General features: G+C 35.2%; 19 protein-coding genes. 13 read left to right on the top strand and 6 right to left on the bottom strand.

What is annotated here, in order from left to right; genetic code table 11:
- Positions 1 to 83 precede the first annotated feature (83 nt).
- Complete coding sequence (locus WFZ86_RS07110; RefSeq protein ID WP_342691295.1) at positions 84 to 2,114, top strand: tetratricopeptide repeat-containing sensor histidine kinase; 2,031 nt, start codon at positions 84 to 86, stop codon at positions 2,112 to 2,114.
- Between the two features lie 24 nt (positions 2,115 to 2,138).
- A complete protein-coding gene (locus WFZ86_RS07105; RefSeq protein ID WP_342691294.1) occupies positions 2,139 to 2,837 on the top strand; it encodes a response regulator in 699 nt (232 codons plus the stop codon).
- A gap of 46 nt (positions 2,838 to 2,883) precedes the next feature.
- On the opposite strand, the gene WFZ86_RS07100 is transcribed toward WFZ86_RS07105, so the two are convergent.
- Positions 2,884 to 4,686 (bottom strand): GNAT family N-acyltransferase, encoded by a 1,803-nt coding sequence (locus tag WFZ86_RS07100; protein WP_342691293.1) that lies wholly within the window; start codon positions 4,684 to 4,686, stop codon positions 2,884 to 2,886.
- 199 nt (positions 4,687 to 4,885) lie between these two features.
- Here WFZ86_RS07100 and WFZ86_RS07095 point away from each other — a divergent pair, with 199 nt between their 5' ends.
- The 3 genes from WFZ86_RS07095 to WFZ86_RS07085 all read left to right on the top strand — a co-directional run bounded on the left by WFZ86_RS07095 (position 4,886) and on the right by WFZ86_RS07085 (position 7,919).
- Positions 4,886 to 5,647 (top strand): exodeoxyribonuclease III, encoded by a 762-nt coding sequence (locus WFZ86_RS07095; RefSeq protein WP_342691292.1) that lies wholly within the window; start codon positions 4,886 to 4,888, stop codon positions 5,645 to 5,647.
- A 140-nt stretch (positions 5,648 to 5,787) separates the two neighbouring features.
- Positions 5,788 to 6,726 carry an OmpA/MotB family protein gene (locus tag WFZ86_RS07090; RefSeq protein ID WP_342691291.1) on the top strand — a complete coding sequence of 313 codons (939 nt, stop codon included), beginning with the start codon at positions 5,788 to 5,790 and terminating at the stop codon, positions 6,724 to 6,726.
- A gap of 155 nt (positions 6,727 to 6,881) precedes the next feature.
- Positions 6,882 to 7,919, top strand: a complete 1,038-nt coding sequence (locus WFZ86_RS07085) for an NADP(H)-dependent aldo-keto reductase (RefSeq protein ID WP_342691290.1) — start codon at positions 6,882 to 6,884, stop codon at positions 7,917 to 7,919.
- Positions 7,920 to 8,188: 269 nt separating this feature from the next.
- Here the strand turns inward: WFZ86_RS07085 and WFZ86_RS07080 are convergent, their stop codons facing one another.
- The 5 genes from WFZ86_RS07080 to WFZ86_RS07060 all read right to left on the bottom strand — a co-directional run bounded on the left by WFZ86_RS07080 (position 8,189) and on the right by WFZ86_RS07060 (position 14,203).
- Positions 8,189 to 8,827: a hypothetical protein gene (locus WFZ86_RS07080; RefSeq protein ID WP_342691289.1), complete on the bottom strand. Its 639-nt coding sequence runs from the start codon at positions 8,825 to 8,827 to the stop codon at positions 8,189 to 8,191.
- A 460-nt stretch (positions 8,828 to 9,287) separates the two neighbouring features.
- Positions 9,288 to 11,261, bottom strand: a complete 1,974-nt coding sequence (locus WFZ86_RS07075) for a transglycosylase domain-containing protein (protein ID WP_342691288.1) — start codon at positions 11,259 to 11,261, stop codon at positions 9,288 to 9,290.
- Positions 11,262 to 11,298: 37 nt separating this feature from the next.
- Positions 11,299 to 11,871: a 5-formyltetrahydrofolate cyclo-ligase gene (locus WFZ86_RS07070; RefSeq protein WP_342691287.1), complete on the bottom strand. Its 573-nt coding sequence runs from the start codon at positions 11,869 to 11,871 to the stop codon at positions 11,299 to 11,301.
- Positions 11,846 to 13,102, bottom strand: a complete 1,257-nt coding sequence (locus WFZ86_RS07065) for a pyridoxal-dependent decarboxylase (RefSeq protein ID WP_342691286.1) — start codon at positions 13,100 to 13,102, stop codon at positions 11,846 to 11,848. Before WFZ86_RS07065 ends, WFZ86_RS07070 begins: the two co-directional genes overlap by 26 nt.
- Positions 13,103 to 13,174: 72 nt before the next feature.
- Positions 13,175 to 14,203, bottom strand: coding sequence for a succinylglutamate desuccinylase/aspartoacylase family protein (locus WFZ86_RS07060; RefSeq protein WP_342691285.1), 1,029 nt, complete (start codon positions 14,201 to 14,203; stop codon positions 13,175 to 13,177).
- 564 nt (positions 14,204 to 14,767) lie between these two features.
- Here WFZ86_RS07060 and uvrC point away from each other — a divergent pair.
- The 8 genes from uvrC to pgi all read left to right on the top strand — a co-directional run bounded on the left by uvrC (position 14,768) and on the right by pgi (position 26,485).
- Complete coding sequence (gene uvrC / locus WFZ86_RS07055; RefSeq protein ID WP_342691368.1) at positions 14,768 to 16,561, top strand: excinuclease ABC subunit UvrC; 1,794 nt, start codon at positions 14,768 to 14,770, stop codon at positions 16,559 to 16,561.
- A gap of 20 nt (positions 16,562 to 16,581) precedes the next feature.
- Positions 16,582 to 18,786 (top strand): patatin-like phospholipase family protein, encoded by a 2,205-nt coding sequence (locus WFZ86_RS07050; protein ID WP_342691284.1) that lies wholly within the window; start codon positions 16,582 to 16,584, stop codon positions 18,784 to 18,786.
- A gap of 157 nt (positions 18,787 to 18,943) precedes the next feature.
- The gene (locus tag WFZ86_RS07045; protein WP_342691283.1) at positions 18,944 to 20,107 is read left to right on the top strand and encodes a homogentisate 1,2-dioxygenase; all 1,164 of its coding nucleotides are present in this window, start codon (positions 18,944 to 18,946) and stop codon (positions 20,105 to 20,107) included.
- 116 nt (positions 20,108 to 20,223) lie between these two features.
- Positions 20,224 to 21,384 (top strand): 4-hydroxyphenylpyruvate dioxygenase, encoded by a 1,161-nt coding sequence (hppD, locus tag WFZ86_RS07040; protein ID WP_064715790.1) that lies wholly within the window; start codon positions 20,224 to 20,226, stop codon positions 21,382 to 21,384.
- Positions 21,385 to 21,680: 296 nt separating this feature from the next.
- On the top strand, positions 21,681 to 22,454 hold the full coding sequence (locus tag WFZ86_RS07035) for a DUF3108 domain-containing protein (RefSeq protein WP_342691282.1): 774 nt from the start codon (positions 21,681 to 21,683) through the stop codon (positions 22,452 to 22,454).
- Position 22,455: 1 nt separating this feature from the next.
- Positions 22,456 to 23,391 carry a tryptophan 2,3-dioxygenase family protein gene (locus WFZ86_RS07030; RefSeq protein ID WP_342691281.1) on the top strand — a complete coding sequence of 312 codons (936 nt, stop codon included), beginning with the start codon at positions 22,456 to 22,458 and terminating at the stop codon, positions 23,389 to 23,391.
- 101 nt (positions 23,392 to 23,492) lie between these two features.
- The gene (locus tag WFZ86_RS07025) at positions 23,493 to 24,713 is read left to right on the top strand and encodes a M23 family metallopeptidase (RefSeq protein WP_342691280.1); all 1,221 of its coding nucleotides are present in this window, start codon (positions 23,493 to 23,495) and stop codon (positions 24,711 to 24,713) included.
- A 122-nt stretch (positions 24,714 to 24,835) separates the two neighbouring features.
- On the top strand, positions 24,836 to 26,485 hold the full coding sequence (gene pgi, locus WFZ86_RS07020; RefSeq protein ID WP_342691279.1) for a glucose-6-phosphate isomerase: 1,650 nt from the start codon (positions 24,836 to 24,838) through the stop codon (positions 26,483 to 26,485).
- Positions 26,486 to 26,596 lie beyond the last annotated feature (111 nt).

Genomic DNA, 26,596 nt, shown 5'->3' with positions numbered 1-26,596 from the left:
ATTGTAAAAGGGGTGCCGAAATTTGGTCACCCCTTTTTTTTTGTTATTTCTTTTGTTATTTTTGATAAAATTGATAAAATATATTGAAAACCAAATCTTTACTTTTTTTTGCTTTATTTCTTTTTTTAACTAAATGTTCAAATAAAGAAAGCAATACTATTGCAACAGATTATTCTTTAAATGACAGTCTTACTTATTATTTAGAAAAGGCTAACGATGATAATCTAACAATATTGTTCAAGAAAAAGTACAATAATAAAGCTTTAGAAATTGTTCAAAGACAAACTAACGATTCCTCTTCAAGGGCAAATTTATTCAAAGTAGCAAATCGTTTTTTTAATATTAATGATTGGCAAAGTTTTAAAAATGTTTCGAAAGAGGTCTTAGAAAAATCACTTGAAAAAAAGGACACAATATTTATTGCTAAGTCATATTCTTATATTGGAGATTTTTACAGTTCTCAAGGTAACTCGGATAGTGCTTATGTTTATTATTATAAAGCTGAAAAGTTGTATTCTCTTTTTAATGATGACTTAAATCTCGCAAGAACTCTTTTAAATAAAGCTTTACTTCAATTTAATGAAAGTGATTTTTTAGGTAGTGAAAGAGCTGTTATAAAAGCTTTAAGAGCAGTTAAAGGTGAGAATTCTAATGATATAGTATATGATTCTAATAATTTACTGGGTATAATATACAATGAGCTTGAAGAATATGACAAATCTATTGATTATCATGCAAAAGCTTTAGCTAATGCTACTGATGATAAAATTCCTTCAGTTTATCAGTCCCGAGCGACTTCTTTGAATAATATTGGTTATGTTTATCAAAATCTAAAAAACTATCGAAAAGCTCAAGAGTACTATCAAGAAGGCTTAAAACAAAAAAATCTAAAATACGATAAGCCATCTTTGTATGCCATGCTTTTGGATAATTTAGCTTATTCAAGATTTAGACTCAATGAAGAAAAAGAACTTCCAGAGTTGTTCTTAAAATCTTTGAAATTAAGAGATAGTTTGAAACTAACATCTGGTATTGTAGCCAATAAAATCCACCTTTCAGAATATTATAGTTATCATAATGATAGCATTCAGGCAGTTCGATATGCAAGAGAAGCCCTTTCCTCTGCACGCAACGATAAAAACTTTAGAAACGTTTTGGTTGCTTTAAAGCAAATGGGGATGGTTGAACCTCAAAATGCAACGCTTTATTCTAAAGAATACATACATATCAATGACAGTCTTCAAAAAGCAGAACGAAAAATGGGAGAAAAATTTTCTCGTATTGAGTATGAAACAGATGTCATAAAAAGTGAGAACACCGACTTGGTTGTTCAAAACCGAAATCTATTTTATGTTTTTAGTATTCTGACGCTAATAAGTGTTTTTACGTTTGTTTTTGTATCCCAGCGTAATAAGCATCGTTTGTTGATGTTTAAAGAACAACAACAAATTGCTAATGCTGAAATCTATAATTTGATGATTTCTCAGCAAAAAACGATTGAAGATAATAGAGCCAAAGAAAAGAAAAGAGTAGCTAGAGAATTGCATGATGGAGTTTTGGGAAAAATGTTTGGTGTTCGAATGAATCTTGATACCATGAATACTGCTCAGGATGAGTATGCTATCAAAAGCAGATTGGAATATTTGGCTGAGTTAAAGCAAATCGAACAAGATATTCGTGAGATTTCGCATGATTTAAATAGAGAAAACACCGAATTAATTAATAACTTCGTAGTGATTCTGACCAATCTTATCGAAAATCAAAGAAAAGCTTTCAAGAGTAAAGTCAATTTTACACTAGATAAAAATATAGAATGGGCTAGTATTTCGAATGAAATAAAGATTAACTTGTATAGAATCGTTCAAGAAGCTTTACAAAATTGTAATAAATATGCAAATCCGTATTTGATTACAATTGATTTTAAAAAAATAAATCATTCAGATCGAATTCAGTTGTTCATAACAGATGATGGAGTTGGATTTAATTTAAAAAGAGTAAAAAAAGGAATTGGCCTCCAAAACATAGAATTTAGAACCAAAGAATGTAAAGGTAAATTAGAAATAAAAACAAAACCTGGTGAAGGAACCGCTCTTACTGTCGAAGTCCCCATTTGAACTATATAAAAGTAAACTTAACCAATGAATTCAATGACCCAAGCCCCCAATTTACTTACTACCAAACACATTTTTATTGTAGATGATCATCCGTTTATTATTCAGGGTTACAAAAATGCCATAACTCGGTATCGTCCCGCCGAATATGAGTTTTTGATTGACCAAGCCAAGGATTGTCAATCAGGATATAATATGATTACGAATCCAGAAACTCACCCTTTTGATATTGCTTTTCTAGATATTAGTATGCCAGTTTACGAAGAAAAAGGGATTTTTTCGGGAGAAGATTTGGCCAAATTGTTGATGGAATCCATGCCAAATTGCAAAATTATTTTGCTAACTATGTATAATGAAATATTACAGATTAAAACCATCATAAAAACTATTAACCCAATTGGATTGGTAATAAAAAATGATTTGACTTTTGAGGAATTATTATTTGCATTTGATAAAGTCATTAAAAATGAAAAATATTATAGTCAATCTATACTCGAAATGATTAGTCAATTAGAACATGTCACCATCGAAATAGATCAGTTTGATAAGAAGATTTTGTTTCAATTATCAAAAGGAACCAAAGTAGCCGATATTCCTCAATATGTGCCGATTTCTTCTAGTGCTATTCAACGAAGAATAGGAGATCTGAAAGTGTTACTAAAGCTTAAAGATGCTTCAGATGAAGAGCTAGTAAAAGTAGCTAAATCCAGGGGATTATTGTTGTAGTACATTTATAAAGCAAAAAAAAAGACACTCTCAGTGTCTTTTTTAATTATTCTTCTTTATCGTTCATTTTTCGTTCCAATTCGGCTTGGTATTCTTCCATGACTGGTTTCATGGTACTTTCTGGTATGTCTTCGATACGAATGTAAATCAAACCATCTATGGCGTTGTTAAAAAGCGGATCAACGTTAAAAGCAACCAGTCTGGCGTTTTGTTTGATATATTTTTTGATTAATACAGGAAGACGCAATACGCCTGGTTCTAATTCATCAATGATTTTATCAAATTTATTCAAGTCGGCATCGGTTTCATTAAAAACAAAATCCTTATCAACATCCTTTAGTTTTACTTTGTATTCTTTTTTTGGATGCACATATTGTGCAATGTAAGGATCATAATAGTGGGATTTCATGAACTCAATCATTAACGATTTTGAAAAGTCCGAAAACTGATTGCTTATACTTACCCCACCAAGTAAGTATTTGTGCTCTGGATAATGCAACGTCGTATGAATAATTCCGCGCCATAACAAGAACAGAGGCATGGGTTTTTGTTGGTATTCTTTGATGATAAAAGCGCGCCCCATTTCGATTGACTTATGTAGCATTTCGTGCAATTCGGGTTCAAAACGGAACAATCCATTCAAATAAAAACCATCCATACCGTATTTGGGGTAAATTTCACAACCTAATCCCATACGATATGCACCAGCAATTTTTTTCGTCTCATCATCCCACAAAAAGAGATGGCGATAATATTGATCGTATTTATCTAAATCGATAGACTCGTTGGTTCCTTCTCCTACCTCTCTAAAAGTGATCTCTCTTAATCGCCCTATTTCATGTAGAATATTTGGAATATCTTTTGCCTGTGCAAAAAACACTTCATAGTTTTTACTTTGCAGTAGTCTACAATCTAATTTTCTTAGGCTTTCTACCTCACGAATCATTTTTTCGCTATTGGCAGGAGTCACAATTTTCTTAGGGCTTTTATTCCCTTTAAGCGGATTGGTATTTAAGAAATTATTGTCTTTTTCAAACGGATTGGCAAGCATGTATGTTTTCTTTCTTAAAAACTCCGAGTATTCTTCAATAGATTCGTACTCATTTTGCTCTGCCACAGATATCGGTTTACCTATTCGAACTTTGATGACTCTTTTCTTCTGAGTTAACAATTCCGAAGGTAGTTTGGCTGTTCGTAAGGTGTCGTTTATTTTGGATAAAAAGTAAAATAATTTACTGTTTTTGGCATGAAAGTATATAGGAACCACAGGTACTTGTGCTTTGCGAATTACCTTCAATGCACCTTCTTCCCATGGCTTGTCTACCATTAATTTGCCGTCTTTATAAGTAGAAACTTCACCGGCAGGAAACATTCCCAGTGGTTTTCCGTCTTTCAAGTGACGCAACGTTTCTTTTATTCCTACTACGCTTGATTTGGCATCTTTATGGTTTTCAAAAGGATTAACCGGCATGATGTAAGGTTTCATGGGGTCAATGCGGTGCAATAAGAAATTGGCAATAATTTTAAAATTAGGCTCTTTTTCGAGCATTAATTTCAATAATAAGATACCATCAATGCCACCAAGGGGATGATTAGAAATTGTAATATAGGCACTGTCCTTTGGTAACCGTTTGAAATCTTCTTTTGGAATTTCAAATTTAATTTGAAATTCATCTAATATAGCATTTAAGAATACAACATCACTCAAGTGTTTATTCCTGTCGTAGATTTTGTTTAACGTAGAGATTTTCAAAACTTTCATCAGTAACCATCCCGAGAAAGTGCCAAAAACTCCGTATTTATCCGTTTTTATTGCCTTTGCAACTTCTTTTGCGGTGACTAAACCCATTTATTTTTATGTTTTTGAGCAAGCTGCAAAGATAGAAAAAAAGCCCAATTTATTTGGCTTTTGTCAAACAAACTTCGACTTTTTTAGTACTTTTGGATTCTTCAAAAAATCAAGATATTGGTTTTGTTTTTATATTGTATTATTGTCAAAACCTATGTTTTGCTTCAATAGTTCATCAACTTTTAACGCAGTACACACCATGAAAATCATCTCTTACAATGTTAACGGAATTCGCGCTGCCATCACCAAAGGGTTCTTAGAATGGCTACAACAAGCCAATCCCGATGTTATTTGCCTTCAAGAAATAAAAGCCACTGAGGATCAAATACCCGTAGCCGATATCGAAAAAGCAGGGTATCCCTATCAATACTATTTCTCGGCTACCAAAAAGGGCTATTCTGGAGTAGCCATTTTGTCCAAAATAAAACCCAATGCGGTGACTTATGGCACAGGAATCGAACATATGGACTTTGAAGGGCGTAACCTGAGAGTTGATTTTGATGATTGCTCCGTGATGAGTTTGTACTTGCCTTCTGGCACCAACATTGACAGATTAGACCACAAATTCAAGTACATGGATGATTTTCATCAATACATATCTGAACTAAAAAAAGATATTCCTAACCTCATTATTTGCGGGGATTACAACATTTGTCATAAACCAATCGATATTCACGATCCCATTCGCAACAAAAATGTTTCGGGCTTCCTTCCAGAGGAGCGCGCTTGGTTAGACCAATTCATCAACTCAGGTTTTATTGACAGTTTCCGTCATTTCAATCAAGAGCCCCATCAGTATTCGTGGTGGAGTTACAGAGCAGGAGCCCGTGGCAATAACAAAGGCTGGCGTATCGATTACAACTTGGTGAGCGACTCTCTACAACATAAACTCAAAAGAGCCGTTATTCTACCAGATGCTATGCACTCCGATCATTGCCCCATTTTGGTAGAAATCGAATAATTTTTAGGAGCTAATCCTGCTGTCCACTATATCTTGCTTGGCGAACCCCGCCAAGCAAGGATGCCGTTCCCATCAGGGCTAGGGCAGAGGTCAGAAAACAAACATCGTACACAAAAGTAAAATAGTTTAAATTCAACCCCATGATCAAAAAAACCTTCCTTGGACTGACACTGCTGCTTTTAGCCAGTTCCTGCGTGTCCAAAAAAATCTACAACGAGCTAGAAAATAAATTAGCCAATCTTCAAAAAGAACACGCCGATTTAACCAATGAAAATGGCGAATTACAAAAAGCAAAAACACAATTAGAATCCGAAAAAGAAGGATTAACATCTGAGTTAAACAAAACCAAATCCGATTTAGAGAAGCTAAAAGCAGATTATGCCGCTGCACAAAACAAGTACAAAGTACTCCAAGATTCGTATGCTGCACTAGAGAAAAACAGTGGAGAAGCTTTGCAAACCAACTTGAAAAAAAATCATGAACTTCTTGCTGAACTTGATGCGAAAAGTAAAGCCTTAGCTCTCGAGAAAGAACGTTTAAGCAAAAATGCTCAGCGTTTGCAAGAACTCGAGGATTTGATTGCAGCCAAAGAAGCCGCTATGAAAAAATTAAAAGATACGCTCTCCAAAGCGTTGAATGGTTTTGAAGGAAAAGGTTTGACCGTTGAGCAAAAAAACGGAAAAGTCTACGTTTCTATGGAAAACAAATTATTGTTCAATTCCGGTAGTTGGGCTGTAGGTTCCGAAGGGAAAAAAGCAGTGGTAGAAGTAGCCAAAGTATTGGGAGATAATCCTGATATTGCTGTTCTAATCGAAGGACATACAGACGATGACGGTTTCAAAGGCACAGGTCCAATAGCGGATAACTGGGATTTGTCTACCAAAAGAGCCACAGCTATAGTAGCTATTTTGAGCGAAAACAAAAAAGTAAACAAGCAAAACCTAACAGCAGCTGGTCGTAGTGAATATGCTCCGTTACTAAGCAACGCCACCCCTGAAGGAAAAGCAAAAAACCGCCGAATCGAAATCATTCTGACGCCACGTTTAGACGAAATCTCAAAAATGTTAAACGAGTTTTAGAAAAAAGCTTGTCTTAAAGAAAAAGTGCAAAAGGCTCTCCGTTTTATGGTGAGCCTTTTGTGTTAAAATTAACGAATGTCCAACTTTTGTAGGACAACTAATTTTTACCTTTGTTTTCCTAATTTTTGGTTTCACAATATCAATATTTACATTAAATGAAATACACCACTTTACCTAATACTGATATTCAAGTCAGTAAAATTTGTTTAGGCACCATGACTTTTGGTCAGCAAAATACAGAAGCCGAAGGACACGCTCAAATGGATTATGCTTTAGAACAAGGCGTTAATTTTTTTGATACCGCTGAGATGTACTCAGTACCAGCGCGTCAAGAAACCTACGGCAGCACCGAACGTATTTTAGGAACTTGGTTCCAAAAAACAGGCAATAGAGACAAAGTAGTCTTGGCTTCAAAAATTGCGGGACCCAACCCTAACTTTACCTATATGCGAGAAAAGAATGATTTTTCTCCAGCGAGTATTCAATATGCTTTAGACCAAAGTTTACTTCGTTTACAAACAGATTATATTGATTTGTACCAGTTGCATTGGCCAGAACGTAAAACCAATTTTTTTGGACAACGCGGTTTTAAAGTACAAGACGATGCTTGGGAAGACAACATTCACGCAGTTTTAGAAACATTAAACGGTTTTATCCAACAAGGAAAAATAAAACATATCGGATTGTCGAATGAAACGCCGTGGGGAATTATGCGCTTTTTGGAAGAAAGTAAATACCATAATTTGCCAAGAATCAAAACGGTTCAAAATCCTTATTCGTTGTTGAATCGCTTGTACGAAAATGGTTCAGCAGAGATTGGAATCAGAGAAAACGTGGGACTTTTGGCCTATTCGCCAATGGCGTTTGGGGTGTTATCGGGTAAATTTTTAACGGGCGAATCACATCCTAACGCAAGAATCAATTTGTTTCCTCAATTTTCAAGATACAATAGCGAACAATCGGCTGCGGCTACGCGTTTGTACAACGAAATTGCACAGCAAAACGGATTGACGCTAACGCAATTGGCCTTAGCTTTTATTGAGCAACAACCTTTTGTAACCAGCACGATTATTGGCGCCACAACAATGGAACAACTGAAAGAAAACATCGATACGATTAACGTAACTTTAAGCGAAGAACTACTGCAAGCGATAGATGGCGTTCAGGCAAAAATTCCAGACCCAGCGCCTTAAGAAAGAACTAGAGATTCAATAAAAAAAGCTGTAATCGTTGTTATGATTACAGTTTTTTTTATGCTTTTAATATTTCCTAGAAAAAGGTTTTTTTAACCTATAGCCTCGATTGTTATAATTCGCTTTTCTGCTTATCTCTACTTGTATCTGCTGGAACTTTTAAGAGATTTAGAGTTTAGTAAGACATTAAAAAAAATGCGCAAAGTCAGAGAAATTTGCGCAGCTTTTCATAAGAACACTTAGGGGAGCGGTGCCCTATTTAGCTTAAGTTATTTTTTTCTATATTTATTAAAATCAATTTCAGATTTCTTTTGATAAGCCAATTTTAAACTATCAGCTTTTTGAGTATCCTTATTGAAACCAAAACCATATCTATAAAATATTTCTAAAAATTTTAAACTGAGAGTGTCCTCATTTTTACTTCCTAATTCAATAAAAGAAAGACAATAGTTTCTTACTCTCGGTTCTAAAGTATTAATCTTTTTGAAATATTGAATATAACTTGCGTCTGTACCATCACAATAATGAATATCCTGATCCGTATAAAATTCATATAAATTTTCAAAAGCATTTGTACAATAATTATATTTTTTGTGTTTCTCAATCATAAATAACGTATAGGGTAAGAGTTCGTGTCTTTTAGATATATTATAGTCATAATATAGTAATAATTCGTTATATGACACCTCATTTCCATTTTGCATCACATAATATTTATCATCTTTAACTCGATCTTCTTTGAAGTAACTCGATTTTTTAAATTCTGCTTTTGTTTTAGCAATAACGGGTACTCCTCCTGGTTTAATGTTTATAATATTTGTATTCTCATTATTTTTTGTAGTTTGATTTTTTTGACACCCAATCATAAATATGATGAATGAGAATAATAACATTTTTGTCTTTAGCATAATTTATAACTTTAAAGAATTATTTATTACCTACGTTGTATTTAAATTCACCATTTTGAAATTTATTATAACCCGCCCGCGCTAGTGCGAGCGTCTCGCTCGTACCCACAAACGTAATCAATTTATTTTGTCTATTAAAAAAAACAAAAAGCACAACTTTTTCAAGCTTATAGTTTGTTTTTCTGCTCAGCTTTATGGGCACGAGCCTGAGGCATCGCGCTAGCGGTTGAACTTATTTTTGCTTGTACCAGCTGGGGGAAATTTGAATAAAAAAAAGCTGTAATCGTTGTTAATGATTACAGCTTTTTTATGGTTTTAATGTTTCTTAGAAAACAAGTTTTCACTCTTTAGCCCCGATTGCAGTGGAAATCCTTATGGCCCGTGGTTCGGGGCATAAGATTGCAACGGAAAGCGGGACCGTTGTTTCCTGAGAAAGCCTATTTTTTCTGCTCCTAATTATTTAAAATTCAAACGGCAGTTCTGTGGCCAAGGAATCAACCGGAATTTGTGTACTGTCTGGCACTCGCAGTTTGATGAAGGATTTGGCTTGACCGGTAATGAAGAAAGGTTTCGATTTGTAAATGGAATCCTCTGGCGCAAGTAGGCCTCGTCTGTTCATTAAATTAGTTAGGTACAATTGCTGTTTTGCGGCATAGTCTTTCAGGTTACCTTCGTCATTGAATTGGTACATAAATTTGCGAGGACTTGGGATGATTCTAGCCAAGTACAAACATTCGTTCAAGTCTAATTCGGCAGGTGTTTTTTGGAAATAAAAACGGCTTGCCTCGCCAATACCATACACGTCAGGTCCCCATTCGATAATATTGAAATATACTTCGAGCATTCGCTCTTTGCTTACCACTCGGTTGTTTTCGAGGATGTAAACCAATAAAATTTCTTCTAATTTTCTAGACAAGGTTTTTTCGCGGGTCAAGAATACATTTTTGACCAATTGCATACTGATGGTACTCGCACCACGAGCGAATTTTTTGGTTCGAATGTTTTTGATAATCGATTGTTTGAAGGCTTCGTTGATGAAACCTCTGTGGTGAAAGAAGGAAGGGTCCTCGGTAGTGAGCACACATTTTTGTAAATAGGGCGAAATTTGGTCCAAAGGGGTGTAATCTGGATTTTCTGTTCCTACTTGAATTGGGCGTTGCAATACGTTTTTGATGATAGCTCGGTACACAAATTCGCCATTGAGTTTCGTTAAATTGGCTTTGCCGTATTTGGTAATTCGGAGGTTTTCTTTATTTAATTTGCTGTCAAAAACCAGTTGATACGGTTTGTTTTTATTGAATTTGAAATCCAAGTTGTATTCAAAATTTCCTTGGGCTTCCATCCCTTGAAAGTTGGTGAATAAACCATCAGGAAGCGAAACGATGAAATCTTGCGCCTTCATTTTTGGGATGCTTACTTGCAATTTATAGATGGTATCCGATTCGGTTTCGTAAGCCATATACGGATTCAATTTTATTTTATTGAGTTGCAAAGTTGAGCTTTTGTCAATAGAAATAAAATCAGAACCCAGAAGAAAACGGTAGTCAAAACGCGCTTTTTTGATTACTACATCTTTATTGGCAATTTTGGGATGATTTACGTGTAAATTGGTTATGGTAGCAAAACCATCTAAATGGAATTCGCCCATCGTTTTTTCGATGTTGTCAACATTCAAATGAATCGAATCAAAACTCGATTTGAGATTGTAGCGCTCGTCTACATAAGGCAAACGAATGGCGCCAGTATCTTTATTGAAAATGCGAATATCGGCTTTTCTGTTTCTTGGGTCGGCCAAGCCTTTCATACTCAGATGTTGCTTGAAAGTACCCGTTTCTACCGTGATTAAGGAGTTGAGCTCTTGATTGTCTAAGGTAAGTTTTTCGATATCGATGATTGCTTTTTTGCCATTATCGTCAATCTTGAAGGCTAATTTTTCGATGCTCATATCTGTTGGAACCAAGTTGAGCAATCTCGAAATCATTCGGTAAGCTGTTGCGGCATAATCGGTTTTGCTATCGGAGTTTTCTAGATTGAGTTCTTCATCTTTTTTCAAAAAAGCATCAAAATTTTTGACCTTTCCTTTTTTTACCAATTGAATGTATCCTTCTTGTAGTTCCAAAGATTGCAATTGAATGTTACCAATAAAAAGATTCCAAAAGCTTATGCTGGTTTTTAATTTTTTGATATTCAAAAGGGTATCTGCATTTTTTGGAGCCAGCACTACATCGTACAAATCAATACCGTTTAATCCATCAAAAGAGGCTTTTTTTACGGTAAAATTACTGTTGTATTGTTGTGTCATTTTGGTCGAAACTTTATCTAACGCTTGGTTTAAAAGGGAGTCTCTAAAGAAAATAAAACCGCCCACCACAAGTAGTAGTACAGCTAAAAGTATTTTGGCTGCCAAAAGCAGTTTTTGTTTGTTTGTTCTCATATCTCGGTTTTCACTTCGGGTGCAAAAGTATCTTATTTTATGTTAAGATAAATTTAAAAATGGTGCTCGGACTTACACAATAATCCAATTGAATATCATTCTCAAAAACATCGTTTATTTGTTCTTCGGGATCAAAGAAGGATAGTCCAATTTTTAAAGTTTCGGGAGAACATTCGGAGAGAAATTGGTCATAAAACCCTTTGCCATAGCCTACTCGGTTGCCCAATTTGTCATAGGCCAATAAAGGTACAAACACCACTTCTATTTGTTTTGATGGGACTTCAATGCCTGAAACGGGTTCTGGAATTTGATAGTCGTTTTTAACGATTTTGGTGTTTTCTGTCAATAAAAAATGCGTCATTTTTCGGGTCTCGAAATCGCTTTTTGACAGAATGATTTCTTTGTCTTTTCCAGCTAAAATGTGTAAAAGATATTCGGTGTTGATTTCCTTTTGAGGTTCAATAGGTAAAAAAATATGAAAATAGGTTTTGTCCCAAATAGGAAGTGATAAAGCTTGGTTGGCGATTTCCAAGCTCATCGATTCTATGTCATTTTCACTAAGTGCTTTTCTGAGTGCTTTGTATTTAAGCCGTAATTCCTTTTTCAACATGCATAGTTGCTTTTAATTGGGCTATAAAAGTAGTCAAATGTTCGACTTCTACATGGTCCATAAGCACTATTTTGTACCATTTGTTTTCGGCGTTGTGTTGTTGGGGTACCAAATCAAATCTTTCAGCTAAGGAATGATCAATGTTTTTCGCTTCGAGCGTTACGATGTTCATAAAAGGTTCACGGAAATACGGAATGTTGAGTTGGTCCAATTCATTGCATAAAAATTGTGTACGCATTTGCAGCACGCTTACTTTTTCGAACCAGCCGTGAGGACCATAAGCAAATAGAATCATCCAAACCGCAACGGCATTAGAACCCGAGCGACTTCCGCAAAGCGTTAAATCCATACCTTCTACATACTCGGCTTCTTTAGTCAAGACATTTTCTATCAATCCTTTTCGGCAAATAAAAATTCCTGTACCATAAGGCGATTGCAGCATTTTGTGCGCATCGATGGTGATAGAGCTAATTTTTGGATTACTAAAATTAAGGGTCGATTGAGGATTGCTGAATGGATAGACAAATCCACCGTAAGCCCCATCAATATGGAGTTTGTATTCTAAATGGTGTTTTTCGTAAAGCGCACAATACACTTCTGGATTATCTACAGAACCAAACATAGTGGTTCCCATATTCGAAACAGTAATAAAGTATTTTTTGCCCTTATTTTTGGCATCGATTAGCAATTGTTCCAAAGCATTTGCATCGATTTCTCTTTGATGAAAAGAAACAGGAACTTTAATCCAGTCGAGCATTAAAACATTGGAGCCTTTGGCAATGGAGTAGTGCGTATCTTCAGAAGCAACGATGGCAATTTCGTTTAGTTGCGCTCCTTTTTGGTTCATAAAATAATTACGATACATCCAAATGGCCTGAATATTCGCCTCTGTTCCACCTGGAGAAATATAGCCATCGTAGGAATTGGGAATGGCTTTGAAAATATCGACCGCAATTACATCTAGAACTTCACGCTCTATTTGTTGGGTTCCTTTGAATGCTTTTTCGGAGATGCCCAAGGTATGGCAACCAATATGATTGGGATTGGCTACATAGGTTTGCAGAGTGGGAGCTTCTTTCAAAAAAGGCGCATCGTCATAAAAAACTTTTCCGTCTAGTTTTGATGCTGGATAACCCAAAGAAATGTCTTTAGAGAAATTTACATTTTCTTCTAATGCTTTTTGAATGCGCTCTTTGCGTTCTTTTTGATCTAATTTTTTCCAGTGCAACATACCTTTATTTTTTCTACAAAGGTAAATGGCGTTTTAGAATTAGAATATGACTTTTGTTAGGTTTTGGACGATTTAAGACAGCTCCATAAACGAGGCAATTTGTGCTTCGGGTTGGCTTGTTGCTTTGTTTTTTTCGGGAACCAACGAAGTAGACAAATGAAAAATGGCATCTCCTTCGTAAACTATAGGCGATTGATTGCTGTTGATTACGTAACCATCATTGGGCGCTTTGATTTTGCGTTCAAATTTCCCAAAAGGATCAGTTATGGTCGCGAGAACGGTTCCTTTTTTTACAAACGTACCTATAGTATTGTAGTCGTGAAGCATTCCGGAACATTTGGCTCTAACCCAATTTGATTTTTCGATGTAAATGGTTTTGTTTTCTGGAATTTCGATAGTGTGTTTGGGGTCTAACATATCTAGGTAGGCTAGTACTCGTTTTACGCCATTAATCCCTTCATTGGCCACTTCTTTATTAATGTCTAATGATTTTCCACCCTCGAAAAGGAGCATTTTTATATTCATTTTGGTACTTGAGTTTCGGAATGAACCTCCAATATTTTTGGAATACAAAGTAAACGGTGCATTGAAGGTATCGGCTAATAGTTTTAACTCGGGGTCGTTTTCGGCTAAGCGAATTTGTGGAGCATTGAATCTACTCGCGCCTCCTGCGTGAAAATCAATAGCATAATGAACTTCGGGCATAACTTCGTTTAGAATATGAAAGGCAAATCTACTCGCCAATGAACCTTTTTTACTTCCTGGAAAAGAGCGATTCAAATCACGACCATCAGGAAATTCTCGGGAACGATTCACAAATCCATACATATTAATAATAGGAATGCAAATAATGGTGCCGCGTTTGGGTTTGTTTATTTTTTTGCTAATGAGTTGTCGAACGATTTCTATGCCGTTGATTTCATCTCCGTGAATACCCGCAGAGAAAAGCACGACGGGCCCGTCAAGTTTAGAGCGACGAACAATAATAGGGATGTTGAGTTTTGTAGTCGTGTGAAGTCTCGCCATCTCAACGTTGATGGTTTTGTTTTCTCCCGGTAAAATGCTTTCGCCAAAAATCGTTATTGGTTTTAAACTTCTCATAGCCAACTTTAATGGGCTAAATATAAAAATTATTAAGCATTACCTGTTGGTCGAAATTCAAATAAAATAAAAACTTAACCACACTTCGATGCCTCAGTGCAAGCTAGAGCCACAGATTTATAGCATTTAGCCACGAATTCACTAATTGTCATCGAAATGGGATGTCACAAATTCCATCAACTTTAATGATTTGTGTCATTACTACCTATTTTGATTCTTAATTTATTAGTGAATTTGTGGTGAAAATTTTTGAATACGAATTTTAAGAAAGTTAGCCGAGAATTCACTAATTGTCATTAAAACCTATTATGATTCCTGCTTTTATTAGTGAATTTGTGGCGAAAATTTTTGAGTACGAATTTTAAAAAGTTAGCCACGAATTCGATCAACTTTAATAATTTGTGTCATTACTACCTATTTTGATTCCTGATTTATTAGTGAATTCGTGGCGGAAATTTTTGAATACGAATGTTCTGAAGAAAAAGCCAACGCAGAAGTTTTAGAAAAATAGAATTACTAAATTTGTTCAGAATAAAAAGCGATAGCGAATTTTCTAAAACTACAATGACGCAACCCTCGATAGCCCTTCAAATACAAACCCTTCCTGATAATCCAGGAGTTTATCAATATTATGATAAGGAAGGTAAAATTTTATATGTAGGCAAAGCCAAAAATTTAAAAAAAAGGGTATCCTCTTATTTTAATAAAATTCACGATACGGCTAAAACCAATGTGTTGGTCAAAAAAATTGTGACCATAAAGCACATTGTAGTTCCCACAGAATCCGATGCGTTGTTGTTAGAAAATAACTTAATCAAAACGCTCCAGCCTCGTTATAATGTTTTGCTTCGCGATGACAAAAGTTACCCTTGGTTGTGCATCAAAAAAGAACCTTTTTCGCGCATTTTTTCTACCCGTAGAATGATCAAAGACGGTTCCGAATATTTCGGTCCTTACACGAGTTTCAAGACCGTAAATACGATTTTGGAATTAATCAAAGAGTTGTATCCACTCCGAACTTGTAATTTTGATTTGAACCAAAACAATATCAATAGTGGTAAGTTTAAAGTGTGTTTAGAATACCATATTGGCAATTGCAAAGGACCTTGTGAAGGTCACGAAAGCTTGGAACATTACCAAAAACAAGTAGATGCCATACGTGAAATCCTTAAAGGGAATTTCAAAGAAAGTTTAAAGGATTTTAAGCGAATGATGGTCGATTTGGCCAGCGAAATGCGGTTTGAAGAAGCACAGAAAATAAAGGAAAAAATTGAGGTTCTAGAAAATTACCAATCCCGTTCTACGATTGTCAATCCGAAAATCACGAATATCGATGTGTTTTCGATTGTTTCGGATGAAAGTGCGGCTTTTGTCAATTTCTTGCAAATTTCCCACGGTTCGATTATTCGTTCGCATACAATGGAAATCAAGAAAAAATTAGCAGAAAACGATGAAGAGTTGTTAGAATTAGCGATTGTAGAACTTAGAGAACGCTTTCATTTATTGTCCAGAGAAGTGATTGTTCCTTTCGCCATAGATTTGGGTGAAAACATCAAAATTACAGTACCTCAATTGGGCGACAAAAAACAGATATTGGATTTGTCTATTCGTAATGCTAAGTTTTATCGCATCGAACAACTCAAACAATTGCAGATTGTCGACCCAGACCGTCACACCAATCGCATTATGGCGCAAATGCAAAAAGACTTGCGATTGCCTGTAGAGCCAAGACATATTGAGTGTTTTGATAATTCAAATATTCAAGGAACGAATCCTGTCTCGGCTTGTGTGGTTTTTAAAGATGGGAAAGCAAGCAAAAAAGATTACCGTCATTTTAATATCAAAACCGTCGAAGGACCCGATGATTTTGCTTCGATGACGGAGGTAGTGTACCGTCGATACAAACGATTATTGGACGAAAATGAACCTTTGCCACAATTGATAATTATTGATGGAGGAAAAGGACAATTATCTGCTGCTTTAAAAAGTATTGACGAACTTGGGTTGAGAGGGAAAATTACTATTATTGGTATTGCCAAACGATTAGAAGAACTCTTTTTCCCTGGAGATTCCATCCCTTTGTATTTGGATAAAAAATCCGAAACACTAAAGGTGATTCAGCAATTGCGAAACGAGGCTCATCGATTCGGAATAACACATCATCGTGACAAAAGAAGCAAAGCCGCCTTAAATTCATCGATTGAAAGCATTCCTGGTATAGGCGAAAAAACAATGACTACCTTAATTCAACATTTTAAAAGTGTTAAAAGATTGCAAATGGCCACAGAAAAAGAGATTTCTGATGTTATAGGAGTGTCGAAAGCCAAAAAAATTTCCGACTTTTACAAGACAAAATAACGGTGTAACATTTCCGATTTATGAAGAAACTCTCGATTATCCTTATCTTATTGCTTTGTAGTTTCTCATTATTTGCGCAAAACCAAGACAAAAGACCAAAAATAGGTTTGGTATTAAGTGGTGGTGGCGCGAAAGGGTTTGCGCATATAGGTGTTTTAAAAGTTATTGAAGAAGCAGGAATCAAGATTGATTATATTGGCGGAACTAGTATGGGTGCAGTCATTGGTGGTCTTTATGCATCTGGGTATACTGCCACACAAATTGATTCTATTTTTCATACCACTAATTTTGATGAATTAATCAATGATTACATTCCCAGAGCATCAAAAAATTTCTACGAAAAAAGAAATGATGAGTTATATGCTATTGTTTTACCTTTTAATAAATTCAAAATTGGTATTCCTGAGGCTCTTTCTAAAGGTATGTACAATTTTAATCTATTAACAAGACTCACTCGAAATGTAAAAGATATTAAGGATTTTAATCAACTTCCAATTCCGTTTTTGTGTATTGCCACTGATATCGAAAAAGGAGAACAAGTACTCCTTAATAAAGGGAATTTAGCGCAAGCCATGTTGGCCAGTTCGGCTTTTCCCTCTTTATTTTCACCTGTAGAAATAGACGGAAGAGTTTTGATAGATGGAGGTGTTGTAAATAATTATCCCATCAAAGAGGTGTTAGATTTAGGTGCAGATATTATTATTGGAGTAGACGTTCAAGATGGATTGAAAGACCGAACCTCGTTGAGAAATGCTACTAAGATCTTGGTTCAAATTAGTAATTTGAGCATGATTGAACGGATGAAGGAAAATATAAAGAAGACAACCATTTATATCAAGCCAGATATCAAAGATTATACTGTAGTTTCTTTTGACAAAGGCAAAGAAATTATTGTTAAGGGAGAGGAGGCAACTTTTGCGGTTTATGAACAGTTGAAAGCATTGACTAGTGAAACACAACGGTACCAAAAGCCGAAAATGAAAGTGAGTTCAGATAGTGTTTTTGTAACGGATATTAAAGTGAATGAGCTTAAAAATTTTACTAGCGCTTATGTAAAAGGAAAACTTCGATTCAAGCCAGGTACAATAATTACATATGACAAATTACAAAGTGGTATAAACACCATAAACGGAACGCAAAACTTTAACGCCATTAATTATGCTCTCGAACCCGATGGCTACGGGGAAACTTTAGTGTTAAATCTCAAAGAAAATGAAACTAAAACATTATTGAAACTTGGTCTTCATTACGATGGATTGTATAAAAGTGCAGTTTTGGCGAACATTACCCAAAAAAATCTTTTTTTAAAAAATGATAATGCCTCTCTGGATTTGATTATTGGAGATAATTTGCGATATAATCTAGATTATTACGTTGATAATGGTTTTAATATCAGTTTCGGTTTCAAATCATCATACAGTCAGTTTAACAGAAATATTTCGAATGCCATTCAGCCTGGAGGAATTATTAACGGTGATTTGTCGTTAATCAATATTGATTTTAAAGACTGGAATAATCAGGCTTATTTTCAATCTGTTTTTGTTCAAAAATTTTTGATTGGCGCTGGTTTGGAGTATAAGTATTTAAGAATTATTCCAATAACCATTGCCCAAAATACGCCTGATGTAGATAACAGCACTTATTTCAGTGCGTTTGGGTACTTAAAATACGATGCGTTTGACAATAAATATTTTCCGACCAAAGGCTGGACTTTTGCAGGAGATGTTCATTCGTATTTAATGTCTTCTAATCAAACCAACACTTTTAACCCTTTTACTATATTGAAAGCGGATTTTGCTGTAGCATTCAAAGTTCTTCCTAAATTAGTTTTTAAATTTCAAGCCGATGCAGGAGTGTCCATAGGAGAAGAAAGTGTTCCTTTTTTTGATTTTGTTCTTGGAGGATATGGTTTTACACCAGTAAATAATTTCAAACCTTTTTATGGTTACGACTTTTTGAGTATTGGTGGGGACAGTTATATTAAAACTGCTGGGACTTTAGATTATGAATTCTATAAAAAAAACCATTTTAATTTTTCGGCCAATTTTGCCAATGTCGGAGAAGAAATTTTTGGTTCCCTAGATTGGTTCTCGATTCCTAAATATTCAGGATATGCAGTAGGATATGGTTTAGAAACAATACTAGGTCCTATTGAGGTCAAGTATTCTTGGTCTCCAGAAGCTCCCAAAGGATTCGCATGGTTTAGTATAGGATATGTATTTTAATCGTAAATTATATCAAAAAAAATTACGACATTTGCTTTCATGAAAACAAAATGGCAAGGTTTATTAGATTATCTGCAATTTCTTATTAAGAGAAATCCAGAATGATTACACTATTTTTTAAGGAATACAATTAGGTTGAATCTAAATTTTTTAAAAAATGCCAATATATCATAAACTAGGAGATTTTCCTCAAAAACGCCACGTACAATTCGAGAAACCTGATGGTGGATTGTATTACGAGCAACTATTCGGTACCGAGGGTTTTCACGGTCATTCGTCACTATTATATCATGTACACCGACCTACTCAGGTCAAAGAAATACTAAATTCTTATTCGGTAGAACCCAAAATTGCTATCGGTAAAAACATCAAATCTTTATTGCTAAAAGGATTTGAATTGTTACCAGAAAATGATTTCTTAGAAAGCCGCAAGCCTATGTTGGTCAATAAAGATTGTACCATTGGTTTAGCAGCTCCAAAAGAATCCTTACGTTCTTATTTTTATAAAAATGCCGATGCCGATGAAATGATTTTCATCCACAAAGGAAGCGGAACCCTAAGAACGATGATGGGTAATATTCCTTTTGAATATGGAGACTATCTCATCATACCTCGCGGAATGATTTATCAAATCGATTTTGATACTACTGAGAATCGCTTGTTTTATGTTGAATCTTTCGCGCCTTTTTATACACCAAAACGATATAAAAACGAATCGGGTCAGCATTTAGAGCACGCTCCTTTTTGTGAACGCGATTTCAAATTGCCAATAGCCTTAGAAACGCACGACGAAAAAGGAGATTTCTTAATCAAAATCAAAAAAGAAGGGATGATGCACGAAGTGGTATACGCCACGCATCCTTTTGATGTTATTGGTTGGGATGGCTATAACTTTCCTTATGGCTTTAGCATCCACAACTTCGAGCCCATAACTGGTCGCGTGCACCAACCACCACCAGTACACCAAACCTTCGAGACGGCTACTTTTGTAGTGTGTTCTTTCGTGCCTCGTTTGTACGATTACCATCCAAAAGCTATTCCTGCACCTTACAATCACAGCAACATTGATAGCGATGAGGTATTGTATTATGTAGATGGCGATTTTATGAGCCGTAATAATATCGAACAAGGTCACATCACTTTGCATCCAAAAGGAATTCCTCACGGACCAGCACCAGGAGCTATGGAACGAAGCATTGGTCAAACCATCACACAAGAATTAGCCGTAATGGTCGATACGTTTCGCCCTTTAATGGTTACCGAAGAAGCGATGGGTCTTGATGACGGACAGTACTACAAATCGTGGGTGGAAGCCCCCTAGCCCCCAAAGGAGGAATAATATCAATTATTCCAAAATAAAATTTTTAAATCAATTTAACTATAAATCCTATTTACCCCTAATAGGAATTCCCCCTTTGGGGGTTAGGGGGCTTAATTATGGCAAAAGAAGTACAATCAGTAGAATACGGATTAGAGAAAATATTTGAAGGAGCACAAGATTTCCTTCCATTAATGGGAACCGACTACGTAGAATTTTATGTGGGTAACGCCAAACAAGCGGCTCATTTTTATAAAACCGCTTTCGGATTTCAGTCGCACGCGTATTGCGGTTTAGAAACAGGCTCAAGAGACAAAGTTTCTTATGTGCTAAAACAAGACAAAATCCGTTTGGTGTTGACTACCGCTCTTACTAGCGAATCCCCAATTGGAGAACACGTAAAAAAACACGGCGATGGCGTAAAAATCGTGGCACTTTGGGTAGAAGATGCTCGTAAATCTTTTGAAGAAACCACCAAACGTGGCGCAAAAGTATATATGGAACCTACCGTAGAAAAAGACGAATTTGGAGAAGTAGTTCGCGCTGGAATTTATACTTACGGTGAAACCGTTCATATGTTTGTAGAACGTAAAAACTACACTGGTGCTTTTCTTCCAGGCTTTGTAGAATGGAAATCGGATTATAATCCTACTTCTGTTGGACTAAAATACATCGACCATATGGTAGGAAATGTAGGTTGGAACCAAATGAACGTTTGGGTAAAATGGTACGAAGACGTGATGGGATTTGTGAATTTCCTTTCCTTTGATGACAAGCAGATACATACCGAGTATTCTGCTTTGATGAGTAAAGTAATGAGTAATGGTAACGGAAGAATTAAATTCCCAATCAACGAACCAGCCAAAGGAAACAAGCGTTCTCAAATTGAAGAGTATTTAGATTTTTATGAAGGAGCAGGCGTGCAGCACATTGCCATTGCTACTGATGATATTATTACTACAGTAACTGAGCTTAGAGCTCGTGGTGTAGAATTTTTGTCAGCGCCACCTCATGCGTATTACCAAGCCATTCCAGAACGATTGGGCGAGCACATGAGCATGATGAAAGAGGATTTAGCCGTTATCGAAAAGTTGGCCATTATGGTCGATGCTGATGAAGATGGGTATTTATTACAAATCTTTACTAAGCCAGTTGAAGATCGTCCTACCTTGTTTTTTGAGATTATTCAACGAATGGGAGCCAAAGGATTTGGTGCAGGTAATTTTAAAGCGTTATTCGAATCGATTGAAAGAGAGCAACAATTACGAGGAACGTTGTAAAATTAAGTTTTTTTTGCATTATCAAAAAAAATAACCAAACCAAAAGCTAATTTTTTGCAAATGTTGTGTTAAACTCAATTTTTACGCAAAAAAATATGGATTTGTGTTTTACCTTTGTACTCACAAATGAAAGGGGTGGTTTCCTTTCATGGGTATTATAAATTTCATAATTTATAGTTTTTTGGTTAGTTAATAGCATAAAAACTCAGTCATTAATTTGACTGGGTTTTTTTGTTTTAATACATTTGGAATCATTTTTGCCACGAGAATCTCAAAAAAGCTCAAAAAATTACTTAATGCGAAAACTAATACTCCTCCTTTTTTTGGTCTTTACAGTTAGCTTTGATTCTCAGGATCCGTCGGCATTCGATTCGGGGGAATGGTTTAAATTCAGGATACATTACGGTTTTGTAAATGCTGGTTTTGCTACATTAGAGGTTAAAGATGCTATCATCAATCAAAAATCCGTTTATCATGTTATAGGTAAGGGATACACCACTGGAATGTCTCGCTTCTTTTTTAAAGTAGATGATTTGTACGAAAGTTATTTTGACAAATCCACAGGCTATCCGTACCAATTTGTTCGAAAAATAGACGAAGGGGGTTATACTAAAAATCAAGAAGGTTTTTTTAATCAATCCACCAATAAAGTATTGGTGAAAGATTATAAACACAAAAACGAAAAAACATTTTCATTCCCTAAAGGCACTCAAGACATTGTTTCTACTTTTTATTATCTCAGAAATTATCCTACTATTGATAAACTGAAAGTAGGGGAATCTGTTGCGATTGATATGTTTTTTGACGATGAAACTACAAAGTTTAAGTTAAAATTCTTAGGTCGTGAAGATATTACAACTAAATTTGGCGTGATTTCAGCAATGATATTTCGCCCTTTAGTGCAATCTGGCCGTGTTTTCAAAGAGAAAGAGAGTTTAACGGTTTGGATTTCAAATGATCAAAATAAAATTCCTTTACGAATCAAAGCAGAACTGGCAGTTGGGTCTATCAAAGCTGATTTGGATGCCTACAAAGGATTAAAGCATCCCTTTAAAGTAAAAGCAAAATAGAATGAATCTTACAGATAATACCTCTTCATTATTAGAACAACTCGATCAAAAATTTAAAGCAATAGATCAAAAAACAACCACTCATTTGGAAGGTCTTTTGTGGTCTAAACCCATTACTTATTGGGATTATATACAAACGGATGCTTTATTGAATCTACAAACCCAACGCACAACTTTGCCTGATGAAATGGTGTTTATTATGTATCATCAAGTGAATGAATTATTGTTCAAAATGATTCTTTGGGAAATGCAACAAATCTCATATTGCGAACAAATTCAGACGGCTTTTTTTACCGAAAGATTAATGCGAGTGAGTCGTTATTTTACGATGCTAACTACTTCATTCGATATTATGGGCGACGGAATGGAGGTTGAACAATACATGAAATTTAGAAATACCTTGACGCCTGCTAGTGGTTTTCAAAGTGCACAATACCGAATGATTGAATTCGCGTCAACAGATTTAATTAATTTAATAGATGCGAGATTTCGCGCTACTATTGACCGAAATACTCCTTATGAACATGCTTTCGAGCATTTATATTGGCAAGCTGCTGGAAAAGACCATAAAACGGGTGAAAAGTCATATTTGTTACAGGAATTTGAGCGTAAATACAAGCCATCTTTTCTTGCTCAAATGAAAGAGTACAATACCATTAATCTTTGGCAAAAATTCAAACAATTGCCTGATGAGGCTCAGCAAGATCCTGCGTTAATCAATGCTATGAGAGAATATGATTACACAGTAAATGTTACTTGGGTAATGCAGCATTTAAATACAGCCAAAAAATATATTGAGTCGAGTGGATTGGGAGATGGGGAAGCTACAGGTGGAAGCGATTGGAAGAAATACATGCATCCTAAATACCAAAGACGTATATTTTTTCCAGAATTATGGAGCGCAGATGAATTATCCAATTGGGGAGTTGAACAATAATCGTGTATCTATAAAAGGAATAGTTTTTTGTTTCGATAAAAAACGAATCACTTCGCCTAAAACTTAAATGAATTAAAATAATTGAATAAATAAACATTATATTGAAACGTTTCGCAATCCTTTTATTATGTTCCCTAGTTTTTTTCTCGTGTACGAAAAAAGATGAGGTTTGGAGTGAAGTCAAAACCAAACCCATTTCAAAAAAGAAAGAATTTGGCTTTACTTATTCTGATTTTAATGTTGTTCATGACACTTTAAATAGCGGAGATACTTTTGGAAGTATTGTTCAAGGACAAAATATTGGTAACAAAAAAGTATTTGAATTAGTGGAACAAATCAAAGATTCATTTGATGTAAGAACCATTCGAAACAATAAGCCCTACACACTTTTGCGTTCTAAAAATAAAACAAAAGAATTACTTGTTTTCGTGTACCAACCAGATGCTCTTCATTATTATGTAGTAGATTTTAGAGATTCAATAGCAAAAGCCTACAAAAAGACAAAACCCATTACAATCAAAAGAAGAACCATAGGTGGTGTACTGAAAAGTTCTCTTTCTGAAACGCTTGAAAGTGCCAAAGTAGAAGGCGGATTAGCAAGTAGAATTGCAAAAATTTATGCTTGGTCTATTGACTTTTTTAAATTAAAAAGAGGAGATCGTTTTGCGATTACATTTACGGAACGATACATAAACGATTCTATTTATGATGGAGTAGATAGTTTAGAAGCTTCTTTTTTTGAATACAAAGGAAAAATTATTTATGCTTTTCCATTTGTTGCCAATCCTTCGTCTAACAGAATAGAATATTATGACGAAGAAGGTAAAGGACTGAAAAATTTCTTTTTGAAAACACCCATTAAGTTCAGCCGTTTATCATCACGTTTCTCTGCTAATCGTTTTCATCCTGTTCAGCTTACGTGGAAAGCCCACAAAGGGACGGATTATGCAGCACCTCACGGTACGCCTATTACAACAACTGCTTCAGGAGTTGTTGAGCAAACTGGCTATACTGCTGGTAATGGTAATTTTGTAAAAGTCAAGCATAACGGAACGTACTCCACACAATATTTACATATGTCTAGAATTCTAGTGAGAAGAGGACAACGGGTGACTCAAGGACAGCCTATTGGCCTTGTAGGTAGTACTGGATTGGCGACAGGGCCACATGTGTGCTATCGCTTTTGGAAGAATGGTGTTCAAGTGGATCCTTTACGTTTGAAGTTGCCTAATGGTGAGCCTTTGACAGGAGCAACCAAAGAACGTTTTTTCAAACAAATAACGCCTTTAAAATTTGAATTGGATAGTATTGCCAATTTGTAAAAGACCTTCGTTTTTATTATAACGTTTTCGTAGATTGTTGTTTGTTTAAACTAAGGATAACCATCAATTTAAAGTTAATTGCTTAATTTTGCATCTATTAAAAATGCATTAAATTTAAGTACATGGCCTTACATACAATCAATCCAACGCAGACTAAAGCTTGGGAAAAATTACAAAAACATTTTGCAGAATTACAATCGGTTACGATGCAAGAGTTGTTTCTAAAAGAGACCAACAGAGCAGAGCAATTCAATATCATTTGGAAAGACTTTTTATTAGATTATTCCAAAAATAATATAGATAAAGAGACTATTCAGTTATTAGTAGAATTAGCCAATGAATGTGGTTTACAATCTGCTATTTCAGATTATTTTGAAGGAGCATTAATCAATCAAACAGAAAACCGTGCAGTTTTGCATACGGCACTTAGAGCCAAAGCAGATGCAGTTATAAATGTAGAAGGAGTAAATGTAATTCCAGAAGTCTATGAAGTAAAGGCTAAAATAAAAACGTTTACTAATGAAGTGGTTACAGGTGTTAGAAAAGGTTACACAGGTAAAACTTTTACAGATGTTGTAAATATTGGAATAGGAGGTTCGGATTTAGGACCTGTGATGGCAGTTGAAGCCTTACAATTTTATAAAAACCATTTGAATGTTCATTTCGTATCTAATGTTGATGGAGATCACGCGAATGAGATTATCAAAAAATTAAATCCAGAGACAACATTATTTGTAATTGTTTCTAAAACCTTTACTACACAAGAAACTTTGACGAATTCTGAAACCATTAGAAAGTGGTTTTTACAATCGGCTACGCAAGAAGATGTTGCTAAACATTTTGTAGCGGTTTCTACAAACATGCAAAAAGTTACCGAGTTTGGTATCAATCCTGATAATGTTTTCCCAATGTGGGATTGGGTTGGAGGAAGATTTTCATTATGGAGCGCTGTGGGCTTGTCTATTAGTCTAGCCGTTGGTTATGACAATTATGAAGCCTTGTTAAGCGGAGCAAATGAAATGGACGAACATTTTAAAACCACTAGTTTTGAAAATAACATTCCTGTTATTTTAGGTTTGTTGAGTGTTTGGTATAATAATTTCTTTGGTGCTGAAAGCGAAGCTTTGATTCCTTATACACAATATTTACAAAAATTGGCACCTTATTTACAACAAGGAACGATGGAAAGTAATGGTAAAAGTATAGGTCGTGACGGAAAACCGGTTGATTACCAAACAGGGACAATAATTTGGGGAGAGCCGGGTACTAATGCGCAACATGCCTTTTTTCAATTAATTCACCAAGGTACAAAATTGATCCCTACTGATTTTGTTGGTTATGTGGAGCCATTGTACGGTGATTGGAATCATCATGATAAATTGATGTCTAATTTCTTTGCTCAAACTGAGGCCTTGTTGCATGGTAAAACTGCAGCTCAGGTACAAGCCGAATTCGATAAGCAAGGACTTGCTCCAGAAAAAGCTGCGTATCTATTACCTTTTAAAGTATTTACTGGAAACAAACCAACCAATACCATTTTGATTCAGAAACTTACCCCTAAATCCCTTGGAGCATTGATTGCAATGTATGAACACAAGATTTTTGTACAAGGTGTTGTTTGGAATATTTTTAGTTTCGATCAATGGGGTGTAGAATTAGGTAAGCAATTAGCGAATTCTATTTTAGAAGAAATTGAAACAGAGTCTGTTAAAAATCATGATAGCTCTACAGTATTTTTATTGAACTATTTTCTTAAAAATAAGAAAAAGTAACAGTAAAAAATTATGTTAAGAAAAAACCTCGAATAATAACTTATTTGAGGTTTTTTTTATTTATTATGGTCCAAATACAGGTTGTTTTGCAAAAGAGAATGTGATAAAAAT

Origin of the sequence: Flavobacterium polysaccharolyticum (assembly GCF_038739875.1) — a bacterium.
Lineage (GTDB): Bacteria > Bacteroidota > Bacteroidia > Flavobacteriales > Flavobacteriaceae > Flavobacterium > Flavobacterium polysaccharolyticum.
The sequence above is the reverse complement of the archived record's forward strand: the minus strand, read 5'-3'. Positions and strand labels throughout refer to the sequence as shown.